At 59.6% G+C, this 19333-nt stretch carries 16 protein-coding genes and 1 pseudogene; 13 read left to right on the top strand and 4 right to left on the bottom strand.

All coding sequences use genetic code 11. The annotated features are described in order from the left end of the window. Positions 1-27: 27 nt before the first annotated feature. Both AC3A5O_RS24110 and AC3A5O_RS24115 read left to right on the top strand, forming a co-directional pair. Positions 28-1260: a porin gene (locus AC3A5O_RS24110; RefSeq protein WP_305467313.1), complete on the top strand. Its 1233-nt coding sequence runs from the start codon at positions 28-30 to the stop codon at positions 1258-1260. Beyond that, positions 1260-1709 (top strand): phosphate ABC transporter substrate-binding protein, encoded by a 450-nt coding sequence (locus AC3A5O_RS24115; protein WP_240998424.1) that lies wholly within the window; start codon positions 1260-1262, stop codon positions 1707-1709. The genes AC3A5O_RS24110 and AC3A5O_RS24115 overlap by 1 nt, the downstream gene beginning before the upstream one ends. A gap of 33 nt (positions 1710-1742) precedes the next feature. Here the strand turns inward: AC3A5O_RS24115 and AC3A5O_RS24120 are convergent, their stop codons facing one another. Continuing rightward, a complete protein-coding gene (locus tag AC3A5O_RS24120) occupies positions 1743-4091 on the bottom strand; it encodes a bifunctional diguanylate cyclase/phosphodiesterase (protein WP_487753828.1) in 2349 nt (782 codons plus the stop codon). 379 nt (positions 4092-4470) lie between these two features. Here AC3A5O_RS24120 and AC3A5O_RS24125 point away from each other — a divergent pair, with 379 nt between their 5' ends. The 4 genes from AC3A5O_RS24125 (at position 4471) to AC3A5O_RS24140 (ending at position 8363) form a co-directional block, all read left to right on the top strand. Beyond that, entirely contained in the window at positions 4471-5481 is a 1011-nt protein-coding gene (locus AC3A5O_RS24125) for a response regulator (RefSeq protein ID WP_487753829.1), read from the top strand. Between the two features lie 3 nt (positions 5482-5484). Then, positions 5485-6444, top strand: coding sequence for a sensor domain-containing diguanylate cyclase (locus AC3A5O_RS24130; protein ID WP_305467318.1), 960 nt, complete (start codon positions 5485-5487; stop codon positions 6442-6444). A 17-nt stretch (positions 6445-6461) separates the two neighbouring features. Further along, positions 6462-6992, top strand: a complete 531-nt coding sequence (locus AC3A5O_RS24135; RefSeq protein ID WP_122565687.1) for a cupin domain-containing protein — start codon at positions 6462-6464, stop codon at positions 6990-6992. 144 nt (positions 6993-7136) lie between these two features. After that, positions 7137-8363 (top strand): zinc-dependent alcohol dehydrogenase, encoded by a 1227-nt coding sequence (locus tag AC3A5O_RS24140; protein WP_122565688.1) that lies wholly within the window; start codon positions 7137-7139, stop codon positions 8361-8363. Between the two features lie 305 nt (positions 8364-8668). Here AC3A5O_RS24140 and treA read toward each other — a convergent pair whose 3' ends face one another. Next, entirely contained in the window at positions 8669-10297 is a 1629-nt protein-coding gene (gene treA / locus AC3A5O_RS24145; RefSeq protein ID WP_305481723.1) for an alpha,alpha-trehalase TreA, read from the bottom strand. Positions 10298-10601: 304 nt separating this feature from the next. On the opposite strand from treA, the gene AC3A5O_RS24150 reads away from it, so the two are divergent. The 5 genes from AC3A5O_RS24150 to AC3A5O_RS24170 all read left to right on the top strand — a co-directional run bounded on the left by AC3A5O_RS24150 (position 10602) and on the right by AC3A5O_RS24170 (position 15329). After that, a complete protein-coding gene (locus AC3A5O_RS24150) occupies positions 10602-11612 on the top strand; it encodes a zinc-binding alcohol dehydrogenase family protein (RefSeq protein ID WP_122565690.1) in 1011 nt (336 codons plus the stop codon). Positions 11613-11629: 17 nt separating this feature from the next. After that, complete coding sequence (locus AC3A5O_RS24155; RefSeq protein ID WP_487753830.1) at positions 11630-13156, top strand: UxaA family hydrolase; 1527 nt, start codon at positions 11630-11632, stop codon at positions 13154-13156. A 162-nt stretch (positions 13157-13318) separates the two neighbouring features. Beyond that, positions 13319-14032 (top strand): FadR/GntR family transcriptional regulator, encoded by a 714-nt coding sequence (locus AC3A5O_RS24160; protein WP_122565692.1) that lies wholly within the window; start codon positions 13319-13321, stop codon positions 14030-14032. 396 nt (positions 14033-14428) lie between these two features. Then, positions 14429-14947, top strand: coding sequence for a cysteine hydrolase family protein (locus AC3A5O_RS24165; protein ID WP_487753831.1), 519 nt, complete (start codon positions 14429-14431; stop codon positions 14945-14947). Between the two features lie 61 nt (positions 14948-15008). Next, a complete protein-coding gene (locus AC3A5O_RS24170; protein ID WP_122565694.1) occupies positions 15009-15329 on the top strand; it encodes an isochorismate lyase in 321 nt (106 codons plus the stop codon). Positions 15330-15565: 236 nt separating this feature from the next. On the opposite strand, the gene AC3A5O_RS24175 is transcribed toward AC3A5O_RS24170, so the two are convergent. Then, positions 15566-16426: a DMT family transporter gene (locus AC3A5O_RS24175; protein ID WP_487753832.1), complete on the bottom strand. Its 861-nt coding sequence runs from the start codon at positions 16424-16426 to the stop codon at positions 15566-15568. A 26-nt stretch (positions 16427-16452) separates the two neighbouring features. On the opposite strand from AC3A5O_RS24175, the pseudogene AC3A5O_RS24180 reads away from it, so the two are divergent. Together AC3A5O_RS24180 and AC3A5O_RS24185 are read left to right on the top strand one after the other, a co-directional pair. Continuing rightward, positions 16453-16655, top strand: a pseudogene (locus tag AC3A5O_RS24180) (chorismate mutase); the annotation flags it as partial. Positions 16656-16990: 335 nt separating this feature from the next. Further along, positions 16991-17512: an AidA/PixA family protein gene (locus AC3A5O_RS24185; RefSeq protein ID WP_122565697.1), complete on the top strand. Its 522-nt coding sequence runs from the start codon at positions 16991-16993 to the stop codon at positions 17510-17512. Between the two features lie 96 nt (positions 17513-17608). Here the strand turns inward: AC3A5O_RS24185 and AC3A5O_RS24190 are convergent, their stop codons facing one another. Then, the gene (locus AC3A5O_RS24190) at positions 17609-19279 is read right to left on the bottom strand and encodes a hypothetical protein (protein WP_487753833.1); all 1671 of its coding nucleotides are present in this window, start codon (positions 19277-19279) and stop codon (positions 17609-17611) included. Positions 19280-19333: the final 54 nt, after the last annotated feature.

A 19333-nucleotide genomic window follows, 5' to 3' on the forward strand; every position in this document is an offset into this window, starting at 1 on the left:
TCCACGCAACGAGGTTACCTTGACCCCATGGTGAAAAAGCCCAAGACCTTGGCCCTGGTAGTCGTGACGCTGTACGCCGGCGGCGCCAATGCTGACGCGGCCGACATGTTCTCGCTAAGCAGTTTCGGCACGGTGGGGATTGTCCATTCCAGCGAGAAGAAAGCCGACTTCACCTCCAGTATCTTCAAGCCCAACGGCGCCGGGCATTCGCGCAACTGGAGCGCCGACGTCGACAGCCTGATAGGCGCGCAACTGACCGCCACCTTCACCCCACAGCTTTCAGCCGTGGTGCAGGTCATTTCCGAACAGCGCTACGACAACAGTTACCGGCCCTTCGTCGAGTGGGCCAACATCAAGTACCAGTTCACCCCGGATTTAAACGCCCGTATTGGCCGTACCGTGTTGCCGACGTTCCTGGTCTCCGACACCCGCAAAGTGGGCTACACACTGCCCTGGGTGCGCGCGCCCATGGAGGTCTACAGCCTGATGCCGATTTCCAGCAGCGACGGCATCGATGGCAGCTACCGGTTTCGTGTCGATGCAATCACCAACACCGTGCAGGCGCACTACGGCCAGAACGACACCCGTCAACCCGACGGTGCAGGCAAGGTTTTGACGAGAAATCTCTGGGGTGTCACCAACACCACCGAGTTCGACGTTCTCACCACACGAATCACCTACATGAAAGCCGACCTGACCCTGGAACAGTTCAACTCACTCTTCGACACGTTCAGGGCGTTCGGTCCGGAGGGCATCGCCATCGCCGATCGTTACGACTCCGATGACACCCCCGTCGACTTCATCGGCGTGGGCGCCAGCTACGATCCGGGTGACTGGTTCGTCATGAGTGAATGGGGCCGTCTCGACAGCCGTTCCGGCCTGGGCAGGACCAGCGCCTGGTACATCAGCGGCGGGTACCGCATCGAAGCGTTCACCCCCTATGTCACCTACGCGCGCTCCAGGACCGAAACAGAAGTCTCCAGCCCGGGCCTGACGATAGCGGCCTTGCCTCCGGCCCTGGCGGGCACGGCCGCCGAACTCAACGGTGCGCTCAACAGCGTCCTGGGCTCGAACGAAGGCCAGCAGACCCTTTCCCTTGGCATGCGCTGGGATTTCACCAAGAACATGGACGCCAAAGTGCAATTCGATCACACACGTTTCAAGGGCAACTCGGTCGGTCCGTTGATCAATCCCCAACCGGACTTCAGGTCGGGGGGCTCGCTCAACGTCATCAGCCTGGCTGTGGATTTTGTCTTCTGATGGAGCAGGTCATGTGGGTTGTGAGACTCATCGGATTCGCGATGGCTGGGCTCGCCCTGAGCACCACCAGCGTTGCCGTCAAGGCCGAGGTGGTGGTGGTCGTCGCCACGTCCAGCCCGGTGAAGACACTCGCGCGCAATCAGGTGGCGGATATTTTCCTGGGCAAGGCCAGTCGTTTTCCCGGCGGCGGACAGGCGATTCCCATTGACCAGACAGAAGATTCACCGACCCGTGATGAGTTCTACACAACGTTCACGGGCAAGTCCGCAGCCCAGCTCAAGGCGCATTGGTCGAAGATCATCTTCACCGGCCGGGGCCAGCCGCCGCAGGCGGTTTCAAGCGGGGCGGAGGTCAAGAAACGTATTGCAGAGAACCCCGACACCATCGGCTATATCGAGGCACGGGAGCTGGACGGCAGCGTCAGGGCACTGCCGCTTGAGTCGCAGTGAGTACGAGGCTTTACGTATCAACGGGGCTTTACTTTACGTGCCGAGCCCCGTGTCAGCCGCCTGGGCTTGCAGCAACAGCTTGAACTGATCGGCGGGCACCGGTTTGTTGAAGTAGAAACCCTGGAACTCATCACAGGCGTTGTCCCGCAGGAAATCGGCCTGCTCCTTGGTTTCCACGCCTTGGGCCACCACGGTCAGGCTGAGGGTCCGGCCCATCGCGATGATGGCCTCGGTCAGGGCTTTGTCTTCCGACACGCTGCTGGTATCGCAGATACACGAGCGGTCGATCTTGATGACATCCAGCGGAAACTGCTCTAGCGCGGAGAGCGACGAATAACCGATCCCGAAATCATCGATGGCGATGCGGACCTGCAAGCGCTTGAGCCCGGTCAACACACTCAACGCCCTTTTTACGTCCTGCATGAGCAGGCTCTCGGCGATCTCCAGTTCCAACAGGCGCGCATCCATGCCGGTTTCGGCCAGTATCTCGGCCAAGTCCGTCAGCAGGTTCTCATCGGCAAACTGCCGTGCCGTGAGGTTCACGGCGACGCCCAGGTGCGGCAGCCCTTGTCGTTGCCAGACAACGTTTTGCTGGCAGGCAGTCTTGAGCACCCACTTGCCGATCGGCACGATCAAACCGGTCTCTTCCGCCACCGGGATGAATTGCATGGGTGCCACAATCCCCAGGTCGGGATGATTCCAGCGCAGGAGCGCTTCCGTGCCGGTGATCTGGCCACTGCGAATGTCCCGCTTGGCCTGGTAATGCAACTGGAACTCGTGGCGCTCCAGGGCGTGGCGCAAGCTCAGTTCCAGCGTCAGCCGTTCCAGTGAGTCCGCGTTCAGCTTCGCGGAGTAAAACTGGAAGTTGTTCTTGCCACGTTGCTTGGCCTGGTACATCGCGATATCGGCGTTTTTCGTGAGTGTCTGCTCGTCCAGGCCATCCTGTGGAAACACGCTGATGCCGACGCTGGCGGTCACCCGGAACTCCTGGCCCTGGAGGTTGAAAGGCCGGGCAATGGAGGTCAGGATTTTCTGCGCAGTGGTCGCCACGTCGTTGTCCTGCGACAACTCCGGCAGCAAGATCACGAATTCGTCGCCGCCCAATCGGGCCACCGTATCGCTGCCGCGCAGACACGCCTCAAGGCGCAGCGCCACCTCCTTGAGCAGTTGATCGCCAGCATCGTGCCCCAGCGTATCGTTGACTTGCTTGAAGCGGTCGAGGTCAAGGAACAGCACCGCCAGTTGCCGATCGTAACGGCTGGCCTCGCTGATACTCTGGCTCAACAACTTGCTGAACAGGCTGCGATTGGGCAACGCCGTCAGGCCGTCGTGATAGGCCAGGTACTCGACACTTTGCGCGTAGGCAATTTTCGCTGCGCCGGCACGCAAGCGGCTTTGCGCCAGTTGCCAGCTCATCCGGGCGAGCAACCCCGCCAGCAACACCAGCACCAGGCTGCCGCCCGCGGCGCGCCAGAGGTAGGTACGCGCTTGCTGGTTCACCGCGGCCAGTTGCTCCTCCTCGGACAACCCGACGATCACCGCCATTGGAAAGTCGTAGAGCTGGCGGGCACTGGTGTAGCGCCGCACACCGTCCCCTGCATCGATCGCGCGTACGGCTTCGGTGTTTTCCGTGTCCGGTACCACGGTGGCGTAATCGATCGAGTCACCGGCCGATACGTCCTCCCCGCTGCGCCGTGCCCGGAAGATGCCGTCAACTCCCAACAGGCCGAGCAAGCCGTGATTGCCGAGTTTCGAGGCGTCATAACTGCTGACGAAATAGGCCGCATCGACCTCGACCATGGCGATCCCGGCGGACGCGCCATCGCCCCCATCGAGCCGTCGGCTGAACCGCAACTTCCACTCCCCCGTCACCGGGCTTTTCCACGGGCGACTGATCGACAGCGCCGTGTCCGGCCCTAGTGTCTGCAGCTCATCCTTGGCCATTTGGCTTCCGGCTTCGTTCGGCTGGGTACTGGCGACGACCCGGCCGCTGGCGTCTACCACGCTGACGTCAAACAAGTAAGGCGAAGGCAGCAAGGCGCGTGCCTTGAGCTTGGGCAGAGGGTTGGGCTCGCGCTCGGACTCGTAGGCGTATTTGACCAGCTTGAGGGTCTGATCGATTTCACGCATCGCCCGCAGGATCTGCGCTTCGTAGGTGGCGCCGATTTCCAGGCTCGCCTCAGCGATCTCCTGCTGCGCGCGGATCTGTTCGACCTTGATCAGGTACAAGGTGCCAGCCCAGATGACCAGCAACAGCAGAACGGCCAGCAGCGGAAACAGGATGTAGGCTTCCCTGGCCTGGTCGAAGCCGCGCCCAAGCAAATTGTTCGTCCCATCGGCCAGGGCGTTTTCACGATGAACGATACCCGGGGTCGACGTCATTACACTCGCCCGTTGGATCGCCATGGTCTGCTCCCTGCATTGTCCACTGCTGACGGCCTGCGGGTATCCGATGCAGCTACGGCGCGGGCGTGCGTCGTCCCTGATCGCCGGCACGGAAGGATTCCGGGTCTGCTGAAAACTATAGACCACAAACCGTGCCTGCCACGCCAATCGCACGCCGACCGTGGCTTTGCGTGGGGTGTGAGTGACGAAGTGCAGTTGACGGCCCTGACTTATTGGTCCAGTTTTTAATACAACCGTGCCCTGCAATTCTCGGACAGGACGCTAAGCTTGATAAACCCGGTTGTTAATCAAAGGGTCCTTGCAAGCCTATGAATGACGTACGCAGTAGCGCCTCCTCCCCTGCCGTTGAATGTCGATGGACATCCCTGTGTCGTTGATTCCTCTGGTGGTATGTGACGACTCCAACATGGCGCGCAAACAGGTGTTGCGGGCCCTGCCGGCAGACTGGCCGGTCTCGGTCACCGAGGCGGTCAACGGACGCCAGGCCATGGACGCCATACGCCAGGGCCTGGGGCATGTGGTGTTGCTGGACCTGACCATGCCGGAAATGGATGGCTACCAGGTGTTGAGCGCCTTGCGCGACGAGGGGTTGAAGGCGCAGGTCATCGTGATTTCCGGTGACGTCCAGGATGAGGCGGTGCGCCGCGTGCTTGAGCTGGGCGCGCTGGCGTTCCTGAAAAAACCGTTCGACGAAAACGATTTGCGCCAGACACTGGCGCGGCTGGGGCTACTGGCCCGGCCCGGTCAGGTGCCGGTCCAGAATCGTTCGACCACGAACACGGCCATCGGTTTTCACGATGTGTTCCGCGAGACGGTCAACGTGGCCATCGGTCGGGCGGCGGCGCTGATTGCCAAGGTCTTGGGGGTCTTTGTGCAGTTGCCGGTGCCGAACGTGAACCTCCTTGAGGTCGGTGAGTTGCACATGGCACTGAACGACGTCGGCAGCTCCCAGCAACTCACCGCAATTTGCCAGGGCTTTATCGGCAGCGGCATCGCTGGCGAAGCCCTGCTGATCTTTCACGACTCGGAAGTCGCCGACATCGCGCAATTGATGCAGCGCCAGAGCGCCGACTATTCGGACCTGGAGATGTTGCTGGACCTTTCCAGCGTCTTGATCGGCGCGTGCCTGAGCAGCATTGCCGAACAGATCGACGTGGTGTTTTCCCAGGGCCACCCGCAGATTCTCGGCCAGCACGCGGCTATCGAGGAACTGATCCGGGACAACAGCAAGCACTGGAAAAAGACCTTGGCGGTGGAAATCAGCTACAGCCTGGAAGGGCACGATATTCGTTTCGACCTGTTGCTGCTGTTCACGGAGGACTCCATCGAACGGTTGACCCACAAACTCGCCTACCTGATGAACTGAGCCATGAGTGAATCCATCGATCTGAACGAATTCCACTGGTTGCTGGCCATCGTTCAAAGCATCGACGTCGGCGTGGTGGTGCTCGACCGCGAGTACCGCGTGCAAGTCTGGAACACCTTCATGGAGAACCGCTCCGGGGTGCAACCCAAGGACGCCCACAACCAGCATTTTTTCAGCCTGTTCCCTGAAATCGATCACCAATGGTTCAGCCGCAAGGTGGAAAGCGTCGCGACCCTGGGCACGCCCGCGTTCACGGTCTGGGAGCAGCGCCCGTACTTGATGCGCTTCAAGAGTTACCAGCCGATCACCGGCCAGGAGGCGTTCATGTACCAGAACACCACGCTGCTGCCGCTGCGCTCGCCCGACAACACCATCAAGCACATCTGCCTGGTGATCTATGACGTCACCGACGTCGCCACCAACCGGCATCAGCTCCAGGCCGCCAACGCACAGCTGCAGCAACTCTCCAGCACCGATCGGCTGACGGGGCTGTACAACCGCGGTCATTGGGAGAGCAACCTGAAAGCCGCCTACGCCCGGCACCAGCGCTACGGTCATGCGTTGAGCCTGGTGATGCTCGATATCGACCATTTCAAGCGGGTCAACGACACCTACGGTCACCAGGCCGGCGACAAGGTCATCGAGCACGTCGCCAGGCTGCTGCACGAGCATGTGCGCGAGTCCGACGTGGCCGGGCGTTATGGCGGTGAAGAGTTCGGCGTGGTGCTCTCGGACACCGACAAGGCCGGCGCACAGATTTTCGCCGAGCGCCTGCGCAAGGCTGTCGAAGCGCTGCAAGTGCAGTTCAACGACCAGACTATCCGCTTCACCGTCAGCCTGGGCGTGGCCGACCTGAGCCAGCCCTCGAACGACCACGCCGACCTGATCGCCAGGGCCGACCAGGCGCTGTATACGTCGAAGAAGACCGGGCGCAATCGGGTGACGGTGTACGAGCAGGTTTAGCCTGCGGAGATTGTTCGATGAGCACATTTAACGCAAGATCGGATTCCGTGCAGGCTCTGATATTGGAGCGCAACGACTGGGTACCCAACAACCCGCGCCTGCCCGTGCTCGTCTACCCCGGCGCCATCGCCGTTCGAGACGGCGATGCGGCGGCGTTGATCGAAGAGACTTTTCGCGCCAATGGTTGGCCCCCGCAATGGCGCTATGGGATTTACAGCTACCACCACTACCATACCGAAGGTCATGAGGTACTGGGCGTCGCCAGTGGCCAGGCGCGCTTGATGATTGGCGGGCCGCAGGGACATGTCCTCGAGGTGAAAGCCGGTGACGTATTGCTGCTCCCCGCCGGTACAGGCCACTGCAACCTGCACGCCAGCGAGAATTTCCTGGTAGTCGGCGCCTACCCTCCCGGTCAACAAGCCGACATCTGCCGCGAAGCACCGAACGAAGCCCAACTGGCGAAGATCGCCACCCTGCCATTTCCCGAGAGGGATCCGGTGCAGGGGCGCGAGGGAGCTGTCGTCCGGTATTGGACAAGCCGACGATAGGACACAGGCAGCGCTACCGGACCCCGTCCAAGAGTACCCTCGCGACACAGAACGACCGCTAGTCCCACACCCCATCATCTCTCTGAACTTCCGTCCAGAATTGCCCCTCTGCCCTTTACCCACTATCAAGAGAGGCAGGACGTCATGAGAGCACTCACCTATCACGGTGCCCACAGTGTGAAAGTCGATACGGTCGCCGACCCCGTCCTGGTGGACAGCGACGACATCATTCTGCGCGTTACGGCAACGGCGATTTGCGGTTCCGACCTGCACCTCTATCGCGGGAAAATCCCCGCCGTCGAGCACGGCGATATCTTCGGACATGAGTTCATGGGGATCGTCGAGGAAACGGGTTCAGCGGTGACCGCAGTGCAACCCGGCGATCGTGTGGTGATTCCGTTCGTGATCGCCTGCGGCAGCTGTTTTTTCTGCCAGATGGATCTGTTTGCCGCCTGTGAAACCACCAACACCGGGCGTGGCGCGATCCTGAACAAGAAGGCCATCCCACCGGGCGCGGCGCTTTTCGGTTTCAGCCACCTGTACGGCGGCATACCGGGCGGCCAAGCCGAGTACGTACGTGTTCCAAAGGCCAACACCGGGCCGTTCAAGGTGCCGGGAACCCTGTCGGACGAAAAGGTACTGTTCCTCTCGGACATCTTGCCGACCGCGTTTCAAGCGGTCACCAACACCGGGATCGGCAAGGGTTCGAGTATCGCGATCTACGGCGCAGGGCCCGTCGGTCTGTTGAGTGCCGCTTGCGCGCGGATGTTGGGCGCCGACCAGATCTTCATGGTCGATCATCATCCCTATCGCCTGGCCTACGCGCAGCAAACCTACGGCGTGATACCAATCAACTTCGATGAAGACGACGACCCTGCAGACACGATCATTCGTCAGACCAGAGGCATGCGCGGCGTGGACGGTGTGGTCGATGCGGTGGGTTTCGAGGCCAAGGGCAGCACCACCGAAACGGTGCTGGCCACGCTCAAGCTCGAAGGCAGCAGCGGCAAGGCGCTGCGCCAATGCATTGCGGCAGTCAGGCGCGGCGGTGTGGTGAGCGTGCCGGGGGTGTATGCCGGCTTCATCCACGGCTTCCTGTTCGGCGATGCGTTCGACAAAGGCCTGACCTTCAAGATGGGCCAGACTCACGTACAGCGTTATCTGCCCGAACTGCTTGGCCATATCGAGACCGGTCGCTTGTCCCCTGAGGTGATCATCAGCCACCGGATGTCGCTGGAGCAGGCCGCCGAGGGCTACAAGCTTTTCGACAAGAAGCAGGAGGATTGCAGGAAGGTCATTTTGACGCCAGGCAGCCCGCACGTGGTGTTGCCGGAGGGTGATGTTCCGAATGGTGCGATGGCGCTTACTTGAGACTGGGCGGGTTCATTGTGGTGAAGGGAGCTCATGGGCTGCTGAGCAGCCCGGCGGGAGCAAGCTCCCTCGCCACGGTTTCAGTCTAAGGCCTAGTGGTGGGTGGAGTTCGATCGTTCCCACGCATCCTGCGTGGGAACGATCAAAGAGCTCTCCATTCGGGTGATGGCGAGATTGAATGCAAACCCCAAATCCTGTGGGAGCGAGCTTGCTCGCGATAGCGGCGGTTCAGCAGCATTGAGGGCGACTGACACGCCGCCATCGCGAGCAAGCTCGCTGCCACAGGGGATGTATGTTGCATTCACTCACTCACTCACAAGGGCTGGGGACGTTCCGCCATATTTATCCAACAGTTTGAGCGTCACCCCATTCGTCCAACCGAAGCCGTCCTGCAATTCGTATTCGCCACCTCCCCCGCCGTCGCCGCGTCCGGACAGGTCGTATTTCTCCACCAGCTTGTTTTCCTTGCGGTAAAGGTTCTCGACTTGCTGCAGGAAGCGACTGCCTATCTGCTGCGCCAATGCGGTGTGCCGGTAGCGGGCCAGCCCTTCCACCGCGATCCATTGCAGCGGTGCCCAGCCGTTGGGTTCGTCCCACTGCTGGCCATTGCTGACCTGGGTGGTGGCGAGACCGCCGGCACGCAACAGGCCGTCACGGACCGCATCGGCGGTGCGATTGGCATGCTCGGTGGTGGCTAGGCCGGTGTACAGCGGGAAAAGCGTCGCGGCCGTGAGCTGTTGGCGTTGCTGGTTGCGCTGCCAGTCGTAGTCCACATAGAAACCTTTGTCGGCATTCCACAAATGCTGCTCGATGGCCCGCTGGCGCCGTTCGGCGCGCTGGCCGTAAGCCTGGACGCAGGGGCTGTTCTGCACCGTCTCGCAGGCTTTGGCGATGGTGTGTTCCAGATGATAGATCAGGCTATTGAGGTCCACGGGCACGATGGCCGTGGTGCGAATGCTCGCCAGGTGCTGGCCATCGTCCAGCCAGCGCGAGCTGAAGTCCCAACCGCTTTCGGCGCCGGCTCGCAGGTCACGCCAGACCTCCTCCTTGGGCCGCTCCGGCGCCTGTTCGGCGGTGCTGACATCTTGCAGCCAGGATTCCTGCCGCGGCGTCGGGCTGGCATCCCAGTAGCGGTTGAGCACACTGCCATCGGCGAGTTTGACCACGTGCCGATCGGCCGCACCGGGCTTGAGTGCCTGGGCGCCCTCCATCCAATAGGCATACTCCTTTTGCAACTGTGGCAGGTATCGCCCATACGCCTGGTCACCTTCGATGCGCGCCTGCAACTCCACCATATGGGCAAAGAACGGTGGCTGCGACCGGCTCAGGTAGTAGGTTCGATTACCGTTGGGAATGTGGCCGTAGGTATCGATCATGTAGGCAAAGTTATCGGTCATCTGGCGGACCTGGGCCTTATCGCCGCTCTGCTCAAGCCCCAGCATGGTGAAATACGAATCCCAGTAGTACATCTCGCGAAAGCGTCCGCCGGGCACCACATAAGGCTGTGGCAAGGGCAGCAAACTGCTGTAGGCCGGCACCTGGCTGTAGGACCGACTCAGTACCGGCCAGAGGCTGTCGATGTGTTCCTTGATCGGAGCACCGGGCTTGGGTGCCGGGCTTTCGGCTTCGCCGGATTCAATGAAATTGCCTTTCACGAAGGCCTTGATATCGAAACCGTCGCGGCCACGTTGGACCAGGTAATCGGCGCGGATCTGCGCCGGATCACGGTTGGGCAATGCGTCCACGAAATGCTTCTGGTCGGTGAACATTTGCCCACGCTGCACCGCTTCAAAGAGCTCGGGGTAGGCCTGGTCGGGGGGGAGATTGGCTCGCCCTTGGGCGTCGGCGTAGCTCCATGTCGCGGGCGGTTGGCTTGAGCACGCCACGCACAGCAGCGTGGCAAAGGAGAGGCTGGCGAGATCGATAGGTCGCATCAGAGGATCCATCCTGTTTTTCGTTCCTGACAAACGAGTGACCCGTCGGGATGGACCTGGGTTCACTAAATGATGCAGTGCCGGGCGGCGCCCAGGCCACACACTGGTCAGTCCAATCTTTATTTTTTATTAATTGGTCTTGCCAATATTTTTCTTGGCCTGTAGTTTCGGACCCAGGTCATGGGTGCAGGTCACCGCTCGCCTACAACAAAAAAGAGAGCCCCGGTCCCGGCAGCCGCACGCTCACAACCCTCCTCCCGCCTGCAGGCAGCCACTGTCCGTAGGCCAGCCAAGGAGCATCGCCATGCTGACAGTCATCTGTAACGAACCCGGCTCGCTCACCGCCATCGAACGTGAACACCCCCTCAGGAAACCGGGAGAGATCCTTATCCGGGTCAAGCGCGTCGGGGTCTGCGGCACCGACCTGCATATCTTCACCGGCAATCAACCGTACCTCGAATATCCGCGGGTCATGGGCCACGAGTTCTCCGGCGTCGTGGAGGACACCGACGAGGCCAGCGACCTGGCTGTCGGCGATGTCGTCTATGTGATGCCGTACCTGTCCTGCGGGACTTGTATCGCCTGCCGTCAGGGCAAGACCAACTGCTGCACCCGTATCCAGGTATTGGGGGTTCACTGCGACGGCGCTTTCACCCAATACCTGAGCATTCCCCATGCGTTCGTGCACAAAGCCGTGGGGATTTCCCTGGACCAGGCCGCGATGATCGAATTCCTCTCGATCGGTGCTCACGCGGTGCGGCGCTCGAACATCCAGGCGCAGAAACACGCCCTGGTGGTCGGCACCGGCCCAATCGGCATGGCGGCGGCGATCTTCGCCAGCCTGCGCGGTGCGAAAGTCACCGTCCTGGATACCCGCGAGGATCGCCTGTCGTTCTGCAAGGCACACCTGGATATCCACGCGGCGGTGCACATCGGCGAAGGCGACAAGCAAGCCCTGGCCGAACTGACCGAAGGAGATTTTTTCGACGTGGTGTTCGACGCCACCGGTAATGCCCGGGCCATGGAGCGTGGGTTCGAGTTCATCGCCCACGGCGGCACCTATGTGATGATCTCGGTGGTTCGGGACTCCATCACCTTCTCCGACCCTGAATTCCACAAGCGCGAAGCCACGTTGATGGGCAGCCGCAACGCCACCCAGGAAGACTTCCGGCACGTCGAGCAATGTTTGCGCGACGGCTTGATTCCGGATGCAGCCCTGAACACCCACCGACTGACACTGGTCGACGTGCCCCATTCGTTCGCCACCTTGCTCGACCCCAAGCAAGGTGTCGTCAAGGCAATCATCGAGTGCTAGGCATCAGAGGACGCCCCATGAACCCGCCTTCTTCTTTGCTTGTTCTAACACCCGGCGATGACGTCGCAGTGGCCCGAGGCGATATCGCCGAAGGTCAGCCAGTGAGTGCCGACGGCATCAGCCTGATCGCCCGGCAGGCGGTTCCGTCCGGCCACAAGATCGCCCTGCGCCCGGTGTTGGCCGGCCAGCCGGTGCTCAAGTACGGGCAGACCATCGGCCAGGCAACCCAGGCCATCGAGCCTGGCGATCACGTCCACGTGCACAACCTGGACATGCCAACCAGCACGGCTGAACACCGCGTACGGAACGTTTATGTCCCAACGTCGTTGAGCAAGCAGCCCGCGACCTTCGAAGGTTACGTCCGCGACGATGGACGCGTCGGCACACGCAATTACATCGGGGTCATTTCCAGCGTCAACTGCTCGGCAACCGTCTGCAAGCAGATCGCCAACGCCTTTTCCGCCGAGCGCTTGAAAGACTTCCCCAACGTCGACGGCGTCGTTGCGATCACCCATGGCAGCGGCTGTGGCATGGGCGCCCAGGGTGAAGGCATCGACATCCTCAAGCGAACCCTGCGCGGCTATGCCGATCACGCCAATTTCGCCGGTGTGCTGTTGATCGGCCTGGGGTGCGAGGTCAATCAACTCACCCCGTTGATGAATGAACTGGGGGATCGCCCTGCGGCGCTCAAGGCCAGCCTGGTCATTCAGGACGAAGGCGGCACTCGCGACGCCGTGCGACGTGGCATCGCCCACATAGAAGCGATGCTGCCCCTCATCAACCAATGCCAGCGGACGACCGTTGCCGCCAGTCACTTATGCGTCGGTTTGCAATGCGGCGGCTCGGATGGCTACTCCGGCATCACGGCCAATCCGGCACTCGGCGCGGCCGTGGACCTGCTGGTGCAACAGGGCGGCACGGCGATCCTTTCGGAAACCCCGGAAATCTATGGGGCCGAACACTTGCTGACGGCCCGCGCCGCGTCTACTGACATCGCAGCAAAATTGATGGCGCGCATCCACTGGTGGGAAGCCTACGTCCGCCACAACGACGGTGACATGAACAACAACCCTTCGCCGGGCAACAAGGCCGGGGGCATCACCACCATACTGGAAAAATCCCTGGGCGCCGTGGCGAAAGCCGGTGCGACCGGGCTGATGGGCGTTTACCAATACGCTGAAGCGGTCGATGCCCGGGGCCTGGTGTTCATGGACACCCCCGGCTACGACCCGGTGTCGGCCACCGGCCAGGTGGCGGGTGGCGCGAACCTGATCTGCTTCACCACGGGCCGCGGCTCGACCTACGGGTGCAAGCCCACGCCCTCGTTGAAAATCGCCACCAATACCCGGCTGTTTCAACGCATGGAGCTGGACATGGACTTCAACGCCGGCGGCATTGTCGACGGCCTGGAATCGGTGGCCCAAGCGGGTGAGCGGCTATTCCGACTGATGCTCGCGACCGCATCCGGGCATCGCACCTGCAGCGAGGAAAACGGCTTGGGCGATAACGAGTTCCTACCTTGGCAGATCGGCGCGGTCATGTGAATGGCGAAGTCATTGCGCCGTTCTCTGTGGGAGCGGGCTTGCTCGCGAAGGCAGTGGGTCAACTTGCATCAATGCTGAATGTACCGCCGCTTTCGCGAGCAAGCCCGCTCCCACCTCAGCCGCTATGGTAGCCTTTGCGCACTCTCCGATGGACTTCCACCCATGGTCTCACCGATCAACGCAGCTGAACGCAAGCCCTACCAGAAAATCGCCGATCAACTGCGCAACTACATCGCCCAGGGGGATTTCAAAGCAGGCTCCAGGCTTCCTCCCGAGCGCGACTTGACCCAACTGTTGGGGGTTTCCAGGCCGTCGCTTCGCGAGGCCCTGATCGCCCTGGAAATAGACGGCGACATCGAGATCAAGATGGGCTCCGGCGTGTATGTGCGAGCCCGGTCCAAGGACGGAAAAACCCCGAGCATGACTTTGGGCGAGAGCCCTTCGGAACTGATGCAGGCGCGTGCGCTGATCGAAGGCGAGTCGGTGATCCTGGCGTGTCTGCACGGCAAGAAAAGCGACTACCGCTACCTGCAGGACTGCATCGATGCCATGCGCGCGAGCATCGCCAACGGCCTGCCTCCGCTGGAGGATGACCGTAAATTCCATCAGCGCCTGGCCAAGATGAGCGGCAACTGCGCCCTGGTGCGGATCATCACTGCCCTGTTCGATGAACGACACAACCCGATTTCGGCTCACCTGAGCAAACACTCGGAGAACGCCCTGACGTGGGAAGCCGCGGTCGTCGAACATGAGGCGATTCTGCGCGCTGTAGCCCAAAAGGATGTACTCGGCGCCCAAACCTCGATGCGCCAGCATCTGAGCCGTTCGGAGAACCGCTGGCTGCAAGCGCTGGAGCCGGAAGATATGGACGACTAGACCTGCGGTTTTGAGATTTTGGTTGACTGGTCGAATGCCATCGCGAGCAAGCTCGCTCCCACAGTTTGATCGGTGGCGCGGCTCGATTTGCGGGCCAGCCCAAGCCACCTGTGGGAGCGAGCTTGCTCGCGATGGCGGCAGCACAGCCAACCTCTCTGCAAGCTGAACGACCGCTTTCACAAGCAAGCTCCCACACTTGCCAAACCCGATGGAGTGCCGATATTGTCAGCACCATGAATCGCCCAATGATCACCTCGACCACCACAACCACGACCGCCCAGGCGGGTCGTGAGGTGTCGTGAGCGCATAAACCCACGAATCTCAAAGGCCCGCCAGTGATGGTAAGGGCCTTTTCTTTTGCCCTTGCGTCGCTGGCCCACACGCAAGGAAAGCACGATGCACGCACTGTTGATTCTCGATATGCAAGTTGGGTTGTTTCACGGCCCGGATAAACCCTGGGCAGGTGAAGCACTGCTGGATAGGTTAAATAACCTGTTGACCAAGGCTCGTAGCGCCGGTGCCCCTATCTTCCTGGCTCGCCATGTCGGTCCGCCTGGCTCGCCTATCGAACCGGGAAGTCCATTGGTACAACTGCTGCCGGAACTGCGGCTAACAGGCGATGAGGTAATCTTCGAAAAAAACCGCCCCAATGCGTTTGCCATGACGGATCTGGTCGAGCAATTGAAGACCTGTGGCGCCGAGGGCGTGGTTATCGCGGGCATGAAAACCCAGTATTGTGTCGACAGCACGTGCCGCGCCGCCCGGGACCTGGGCTTCGATGCCGTGCTGATCGCCGATGGTCATACGTGCGCCGACACGCCGGACGTGAAGGCGCCAGTGATCATCGCCCATCACAACGCAACGCTGGCCGGCCCCTTTTGCCGGGTCGTTCGCGCCGAGGATTGGCATTTTTAACCCCCATCAACACATCGGCCCAGGCTGGGCCGATCCCGCTCAAACCAATGGAGTGATCTACATGGAAGTCTGCAATCGGCTACAACCCTCGGAGTGCGTCAACATGGAGGACATCCGAGGCGAAATCGATGCCCTCGACCAAGCGGTCATCAAACTGCTGGGCAAGCGTTTTCAATACGTACTCGCGGCCTCGAAGTTCAAGACCTCGGCCACCTCGGTACGGGCGCCAGAGCGTTTCAAGGCCATGCTGACGACACGACGAGAATGGGCCGAGGCCGAGGGCCTGAGCCCGGATGCCATCGAAAAGATGTACAGCGACCTCGTGAATCATTTCATTGCCGAAGAGATGAAACACTGGACGGCCCGGCAATCCGACACCTGATCGTCACCTCTCTGGGGGTCGAGAGGATTTAGCAAAACGTCGCACCGCCACGTGGGGTTGCAAGGCAGCCCCAAACCGGCCACCCGCTTCGCCAAACACACCGCATCCCTCTACTGTGATCGGTACATAAAACTTAAACGGGCTATGCATGCAGTACTAAATGACCAACTGATGCATTCAACACAACAATATTAGCCATCCCTTAAAGCAAGGAGTGCCTACTGGATAATTTTCGATTACTTGTAACTTAGTAGAAATACGCCAACAAGAACAGTACCTATCCCAACCTTCTGTACTACTGTCGTTATTTCTCTGTAGATCGCGATAGCTAACAACACAGTCACACCGGAGTACACCGAACTGATAGGCGTCACTAACGACAGGTCACCCATCTTGGATGCGAATATATAAAACACCCAGCCTGCATTGACCAACAAAGAGTGCGCGAAGAAAATCCATCCGCGACGCTGAGTCACGTCCCCATTCTCCAGCTTGCCGTTCCTGGTCAGCGCCAATGAAGTAAAAAGAACAGCCTGGGTTAATGCCGAGTAAAAGAAAGCATTCGTGACATCAAGTGCTTTAGCGGAAAAACCAAGAATAAAAAAAGCCACGCCAAAGCCAACCATGGCCAAGATAGCCTGAAGGAAGCCTTGCGAGCCACCACGCAGTGACCGGAAGATATTGCCGGAGGTCATGACAATACCAATAAAAATAATAGATACGGCAATCCAGGCAACCGGGGCCAATCTTTCTTGTAGGAAAATGATGGAAAAAAGGATAGTGACCAAGCTGTAGGTAGAAGCAATCGGAGAAACCAGGGATAAGTTGCCGACTTCGCACCCTCGCATGTAGAAATAATACCCTGATACGTAGGCGGCAGAGCTGCAGGTGATGATCAACACGGCGTGGGTGTCGAACCTGAGCTGGTCTGAAATGATCAAATAGGCCCCCAAGAGGGAGGCCACCACAAAGGTGAATATATTGCGCACCAGCATTGTTTTTGCGGTACCTAACTGGCGAATCATCAGGCTTTGAATAAAGTCTGAAATCCCCCAGCACAACATGACCATAAGCCCGCCAAAAACACCGCTATCCATGCTGAATAAACTCCATCTCCATCAGACTTGCTGTGTCAGCCAAGCCTTGCTCGGCCACGTCGGTACGGGCGCCGGAGCGTTTCAAGGCCATGCTCGCGACATGGCGGGAATGGGCCGTGGCCGAGGGCCTGGAGCCCGGATGCCATCGAAAAGATGTACAGCGCCCTGGTGAACCACTTCATTGCCGAAGAAATGGAAGCAGTGGGCGGCCGATCAAGCCCCGAACTGATTTTTCCTGCTTCGCTGGCAAGGGCATCTACCCCCTGGCCACCATCCTAGTCTTCGGCGAGATCGGGAGCAATCGCCGACAACGTCCGTGCGCCTTTGGCTACTGATACCACCCGCAAACCAGACAAAACCCATTGAGTGATTGACCACGCCACAGGTAAATCAAAGCCTTGGTTGTGTTGCGCTTCGCTCGGCTTCACCAGCGTCAAGAATTCGAAATTTGACACTACAAAGCCATCACCTATCGTTCCTCTCGAGACCGCACCCAGGGACCGGGTGGCCCGGACGCCTTTGCAGGCGCGGTCGTCAATGTCATTTCCCTCAAGGAGCAACAAAATGTCTGGAGCGACCCAAACCATTGATGTGCTCGTCAACGTTGACGCCGATTACCTGCTCGCCCACCCCAACGACGTAGGCGGCGCGATTGCCATGCTGGTGACCCGCAGTGCCGTCGACAGCCATGCCAACATCAATACCGGCGAAGGCGAAGGCGGCAACGAGTTGTGGTTCGACGTAAATCCCGGTGACATCATTCGCTGGCGCGCCACCACGCTGTCGCGCAACTTCGACCGCATCGCATTGATCAAGGACGTCGAGATCGGCGACCCCCACCAGGGAGGTGATTACAAGGGCACCATTTCGAAACCTAATTCTTTCAACATCCCCGGCGTGGTGCCCTATCTGAACAAGGCTGCCCCCGGCGGTATTTCCAAAACTGATGTGATGTACACCATGTGGCAATCAACGGCGCTGAGCCCAGGAAAGCTCTGGTACCAAATCTACTTCGTCCTGCTGGATCGTGACCTGAACCAGATTGGCCCGACCAACACGTGGGACCCGTACATCACGGTCAATTGACTGTCCGCTGAGTTGTAAACAACCCTGGCCGGCTCGCTATTCGCCATGACGATGCCGGTCAGGGTTGCCTATCGAACCGGTTTCACTCCCCCTCACTCATGGCAACATCTCAAATACCGCAGTCTGGGTCACCGGGATCATTTCCCCGGGCGTGGTCACGACCAATTGATACTTGCCAGACTTCAATTCGTTTGCGGTATAGCTGAAGCACGATACGCTGGATGTGGACTTGTCAGGAACAATAGCCACGCTATCGATCGGCGTGGGTGCAGCAGCCTCGTTTAATCGATAGAGCGAGTATTTGGGGGTGCTGACCGGCTTAGCGTGCGTAAGGCAAAATGAATCACTCTGGACTGAAGGCGCGAATCGTCCCTTGGCATCCAACGGTGAAACAAAGGTTATCCCACTCCGGCTCTCCTGCTCGGCCTGCTGGGCAGCATCCAGTGCCGTCCTGGCACGCTCATAGTCGGCACTCTTCAACAGCGCACTCGTCTCTTGCCTGTTGATGTACTGGACGGCTTTTTCTGCCTCGATCAACGCACGTCGCCGCCCCCAGAGCACATCATCGCCACCCTTGCGAATCGCAAATGACAACCAGGTCTTGTCTGCAAACGTCTCGTTTGTGCCGGTCTTTTGCAGGCTGTGATTGCCGTACCCGATCTCGCCAGCCTTGATATCTTCCAAAGACGCACCGTCGGGCGTGTCAGTCCAACCGCGACGCATGGCGGTGGGCACCAGCATCAGCGTATCCCCCAGCCAAGCCAGCGGGTTCTCTTTATTGCCACGATTCGTCAAATAGAAATAGCAATTGGTGGGTGCACAGCGCTCCTGATTGATCAGCACGTAGTTCCCAGGTCTGAGCGCCAGTATCGAACCGTTATCGTCCAGTGCCTCATCGTCAGGGCCTGCGACCATATCCACGTCGATCTGCAACACAACATCGTCTTTATTGAGGGCAAGCAGGCTTTTGGCGACTTCTTTGGCAAATACCTGTTCAGCCGCTGTTATCGGGTTGGCCAAGGACAATGTCTTGCTGGCCGATCCGATAAAGTCGAGGAATGCCGCGGAGTCTTCGTTCTCGCCCTGGTCGTATTCCAGTACGGTCAATTTCATTGACAGGTGATCGGACTCAAGTTTTTTTGGCCCGTACAACAATTTGCCCAGTAGTTGCGGCTTGGAGTTATCGGCAACCCCGAGGTAAGGCCCGAGTACTTTGGTCACCGTTTCGCTTTTGTTCTCGCCACCCACTTCAGTGAACTCGGCAACGATCACGACTTCGTTCACCCCACCGACATCCTTGAGGTACTTGAAATAAGCATCCGTCAAATAGATAGCGAACACGTCGCCACCGTTGCCGTTGCTGTCGGGTTTATTAATGGCACCGGCTTTATCGGCGCTGAAAATGTCACCATCAAGGCGCAGGCGCTCGGCTTTCCAATCGCGGATAGCGTCTTCGAATTTTTTTCTGGCTTGCAGCGTGTGTGTATTGGCGGCATCAATTTCAGCGGCTGCCACCCCTTGCTTCTCTTTCACAACGTCGGCCTGGGCCTGGGCGCTTTGCCATTCGCCCTTAAGTTTTACCGCGGCCTCAAACTTATCAATGCCCGTCTCAGGACGAGTGGGCTGAACCTTAAAAAGATGCGCCGTCCCTGTTGGAACGGCGCAACCCGCGATGAAGAGTGAAAGCCCGCATACCAATGCGAATCGAGCGCTGACGGCTGAGCACAATGCCTTGGCAACCTGAACCGGTGCGTTTTCGGTGAACATCCCTTTCCCCTAGTCGTTACTGGCACAATGCCTTGTCTCGGAGAGTAGGACAGC

It is taken from the genome of Pseudomonas sp. Soil_N_39 (assembly GCF_057655955.1).

What these genes read in the sequence shown, in the direction of transcription:
- AC3A5O_RS24110 (WP_305467313.1), top strand. Translation starts at nt 28, where the DNA reads ATGGTGAAAAAGCCCAAGACCTTGGCCCTGGTAGTCGTGACGCTGTAC.
- AC3A5O_RS24115 (WP_240998424.1), top strand. Translation starts at nt 1,260, where the DNA reads ATGGAGCAGGTCATGTGGGTTGTGAGACTCATCGGATTCGCGATGGCT.
- AC3A5O_RS24120 (WP_487753828.1), bottom strand. Translation starts at nt 4,091, where the DNA reads ATGACGTCGACCCCGGGTATCGTTCATCGTGAAAACGCCCTGGCCGAT.
- AC3A5O_RS24125 (WP_487753829.1), top strand. Translation starts at nt 4,471, where the DNA reads ATGGACATCCCTGTGTCGTTGATTCCTCTGGTGGTATGTGACGACTCC.
- AC3A5O_RS24130 (WP_305467318.1), top strand. Translation starts at nt 5,485, where the DNA reads ATGAGTGAATCCATCGATCTGAACGAATTCCACTGGTTGCTGGCCATC.
- AC3A5O_RS24135 (WP_122565687.1), top strand. Translation starts at nt 6,462, where the DNA reads ATGAGCACATTTAACGCAAGATCGGATTCCGTGCAGGCTCTGATATTG.
- AC3A5O_RS24140 (WP_122565688.1), top strand. Translation starts at nt 7,137, where the DNA reads ATGAGAGCACTCACCTATCACGGTGCCCACAGTGTGAAAGTCGATACG.
- treA (WP_305481723.1), bottom strand. Translation starts at nt 10,297, where the DNA reads ATGCGACCTATCGATCTCGCCAGCCTCTCCTTTGCCACGCTGCTGTGC.
- AC3A5O_RS24150 (WP_122565690.1), top strand. Translation starts at nt 10,602, where the DNA reads ATGCTGACAGTCATCTGTAACGAACCCGGCTCGCTCACCGCCATCGAA.
- AC3A5O_RS24155 (WP_487753830.1), top strand. Translation starts at nt 11,630, where the DNA reads ATGAACCCGCCTTCTTCTTTGCTTGTTCTAACACCCGGCGATGACGTC.
- AC3A5O_RS24160 (WP_122565692.1), top strand. Translation starts at nt 13,319, where the DNA reads ATGGTCTCACCGATCAACGCAGCTGAACGCAAGCCCTACCAGAAAATC.
- AC3A5O_RS24165 (WP_487753831.1), top strand. Translation starts at nt 14,429, where the DNA reads ATGCACGCACTGTTGATTCTCGATATGCAAGTTGGGTTGTTTCACGGC.
- AC3A5O_RS24170 (WP_122565694.1), top strand. Translation starts at nt 15,009, where the DNA reads ATGGAAGTCTGCAATCGGCTACAACCCTCGGAGTGCGTCAACATGGAG.
- AC3A5O_RS24175 (WP_487753832.1), bottom strand. Translation starts at nt 16,426, where the DNA reads ATGGATAGCGGTGTTTTTGGCGGGCTTATGGTCATGTTGTGCTGGGGG.
- AC3A5O_RS24185 (WP_122565697.1), top strand. Translation starts at nt 16,991, where the DNA reads ATGTCTGGAGCGACCCAAACCATTGATGTGCTCGTCAACGTTGACGCC.
- AC3A5O_RS24190 (WP_487753833.1), bottom strand. Translation starts at nt 19,279, where the DNA reads ATGTTCACCGAAAACGCACCGGTTCAGGTTGCCAAGGCATTGTGCTCA.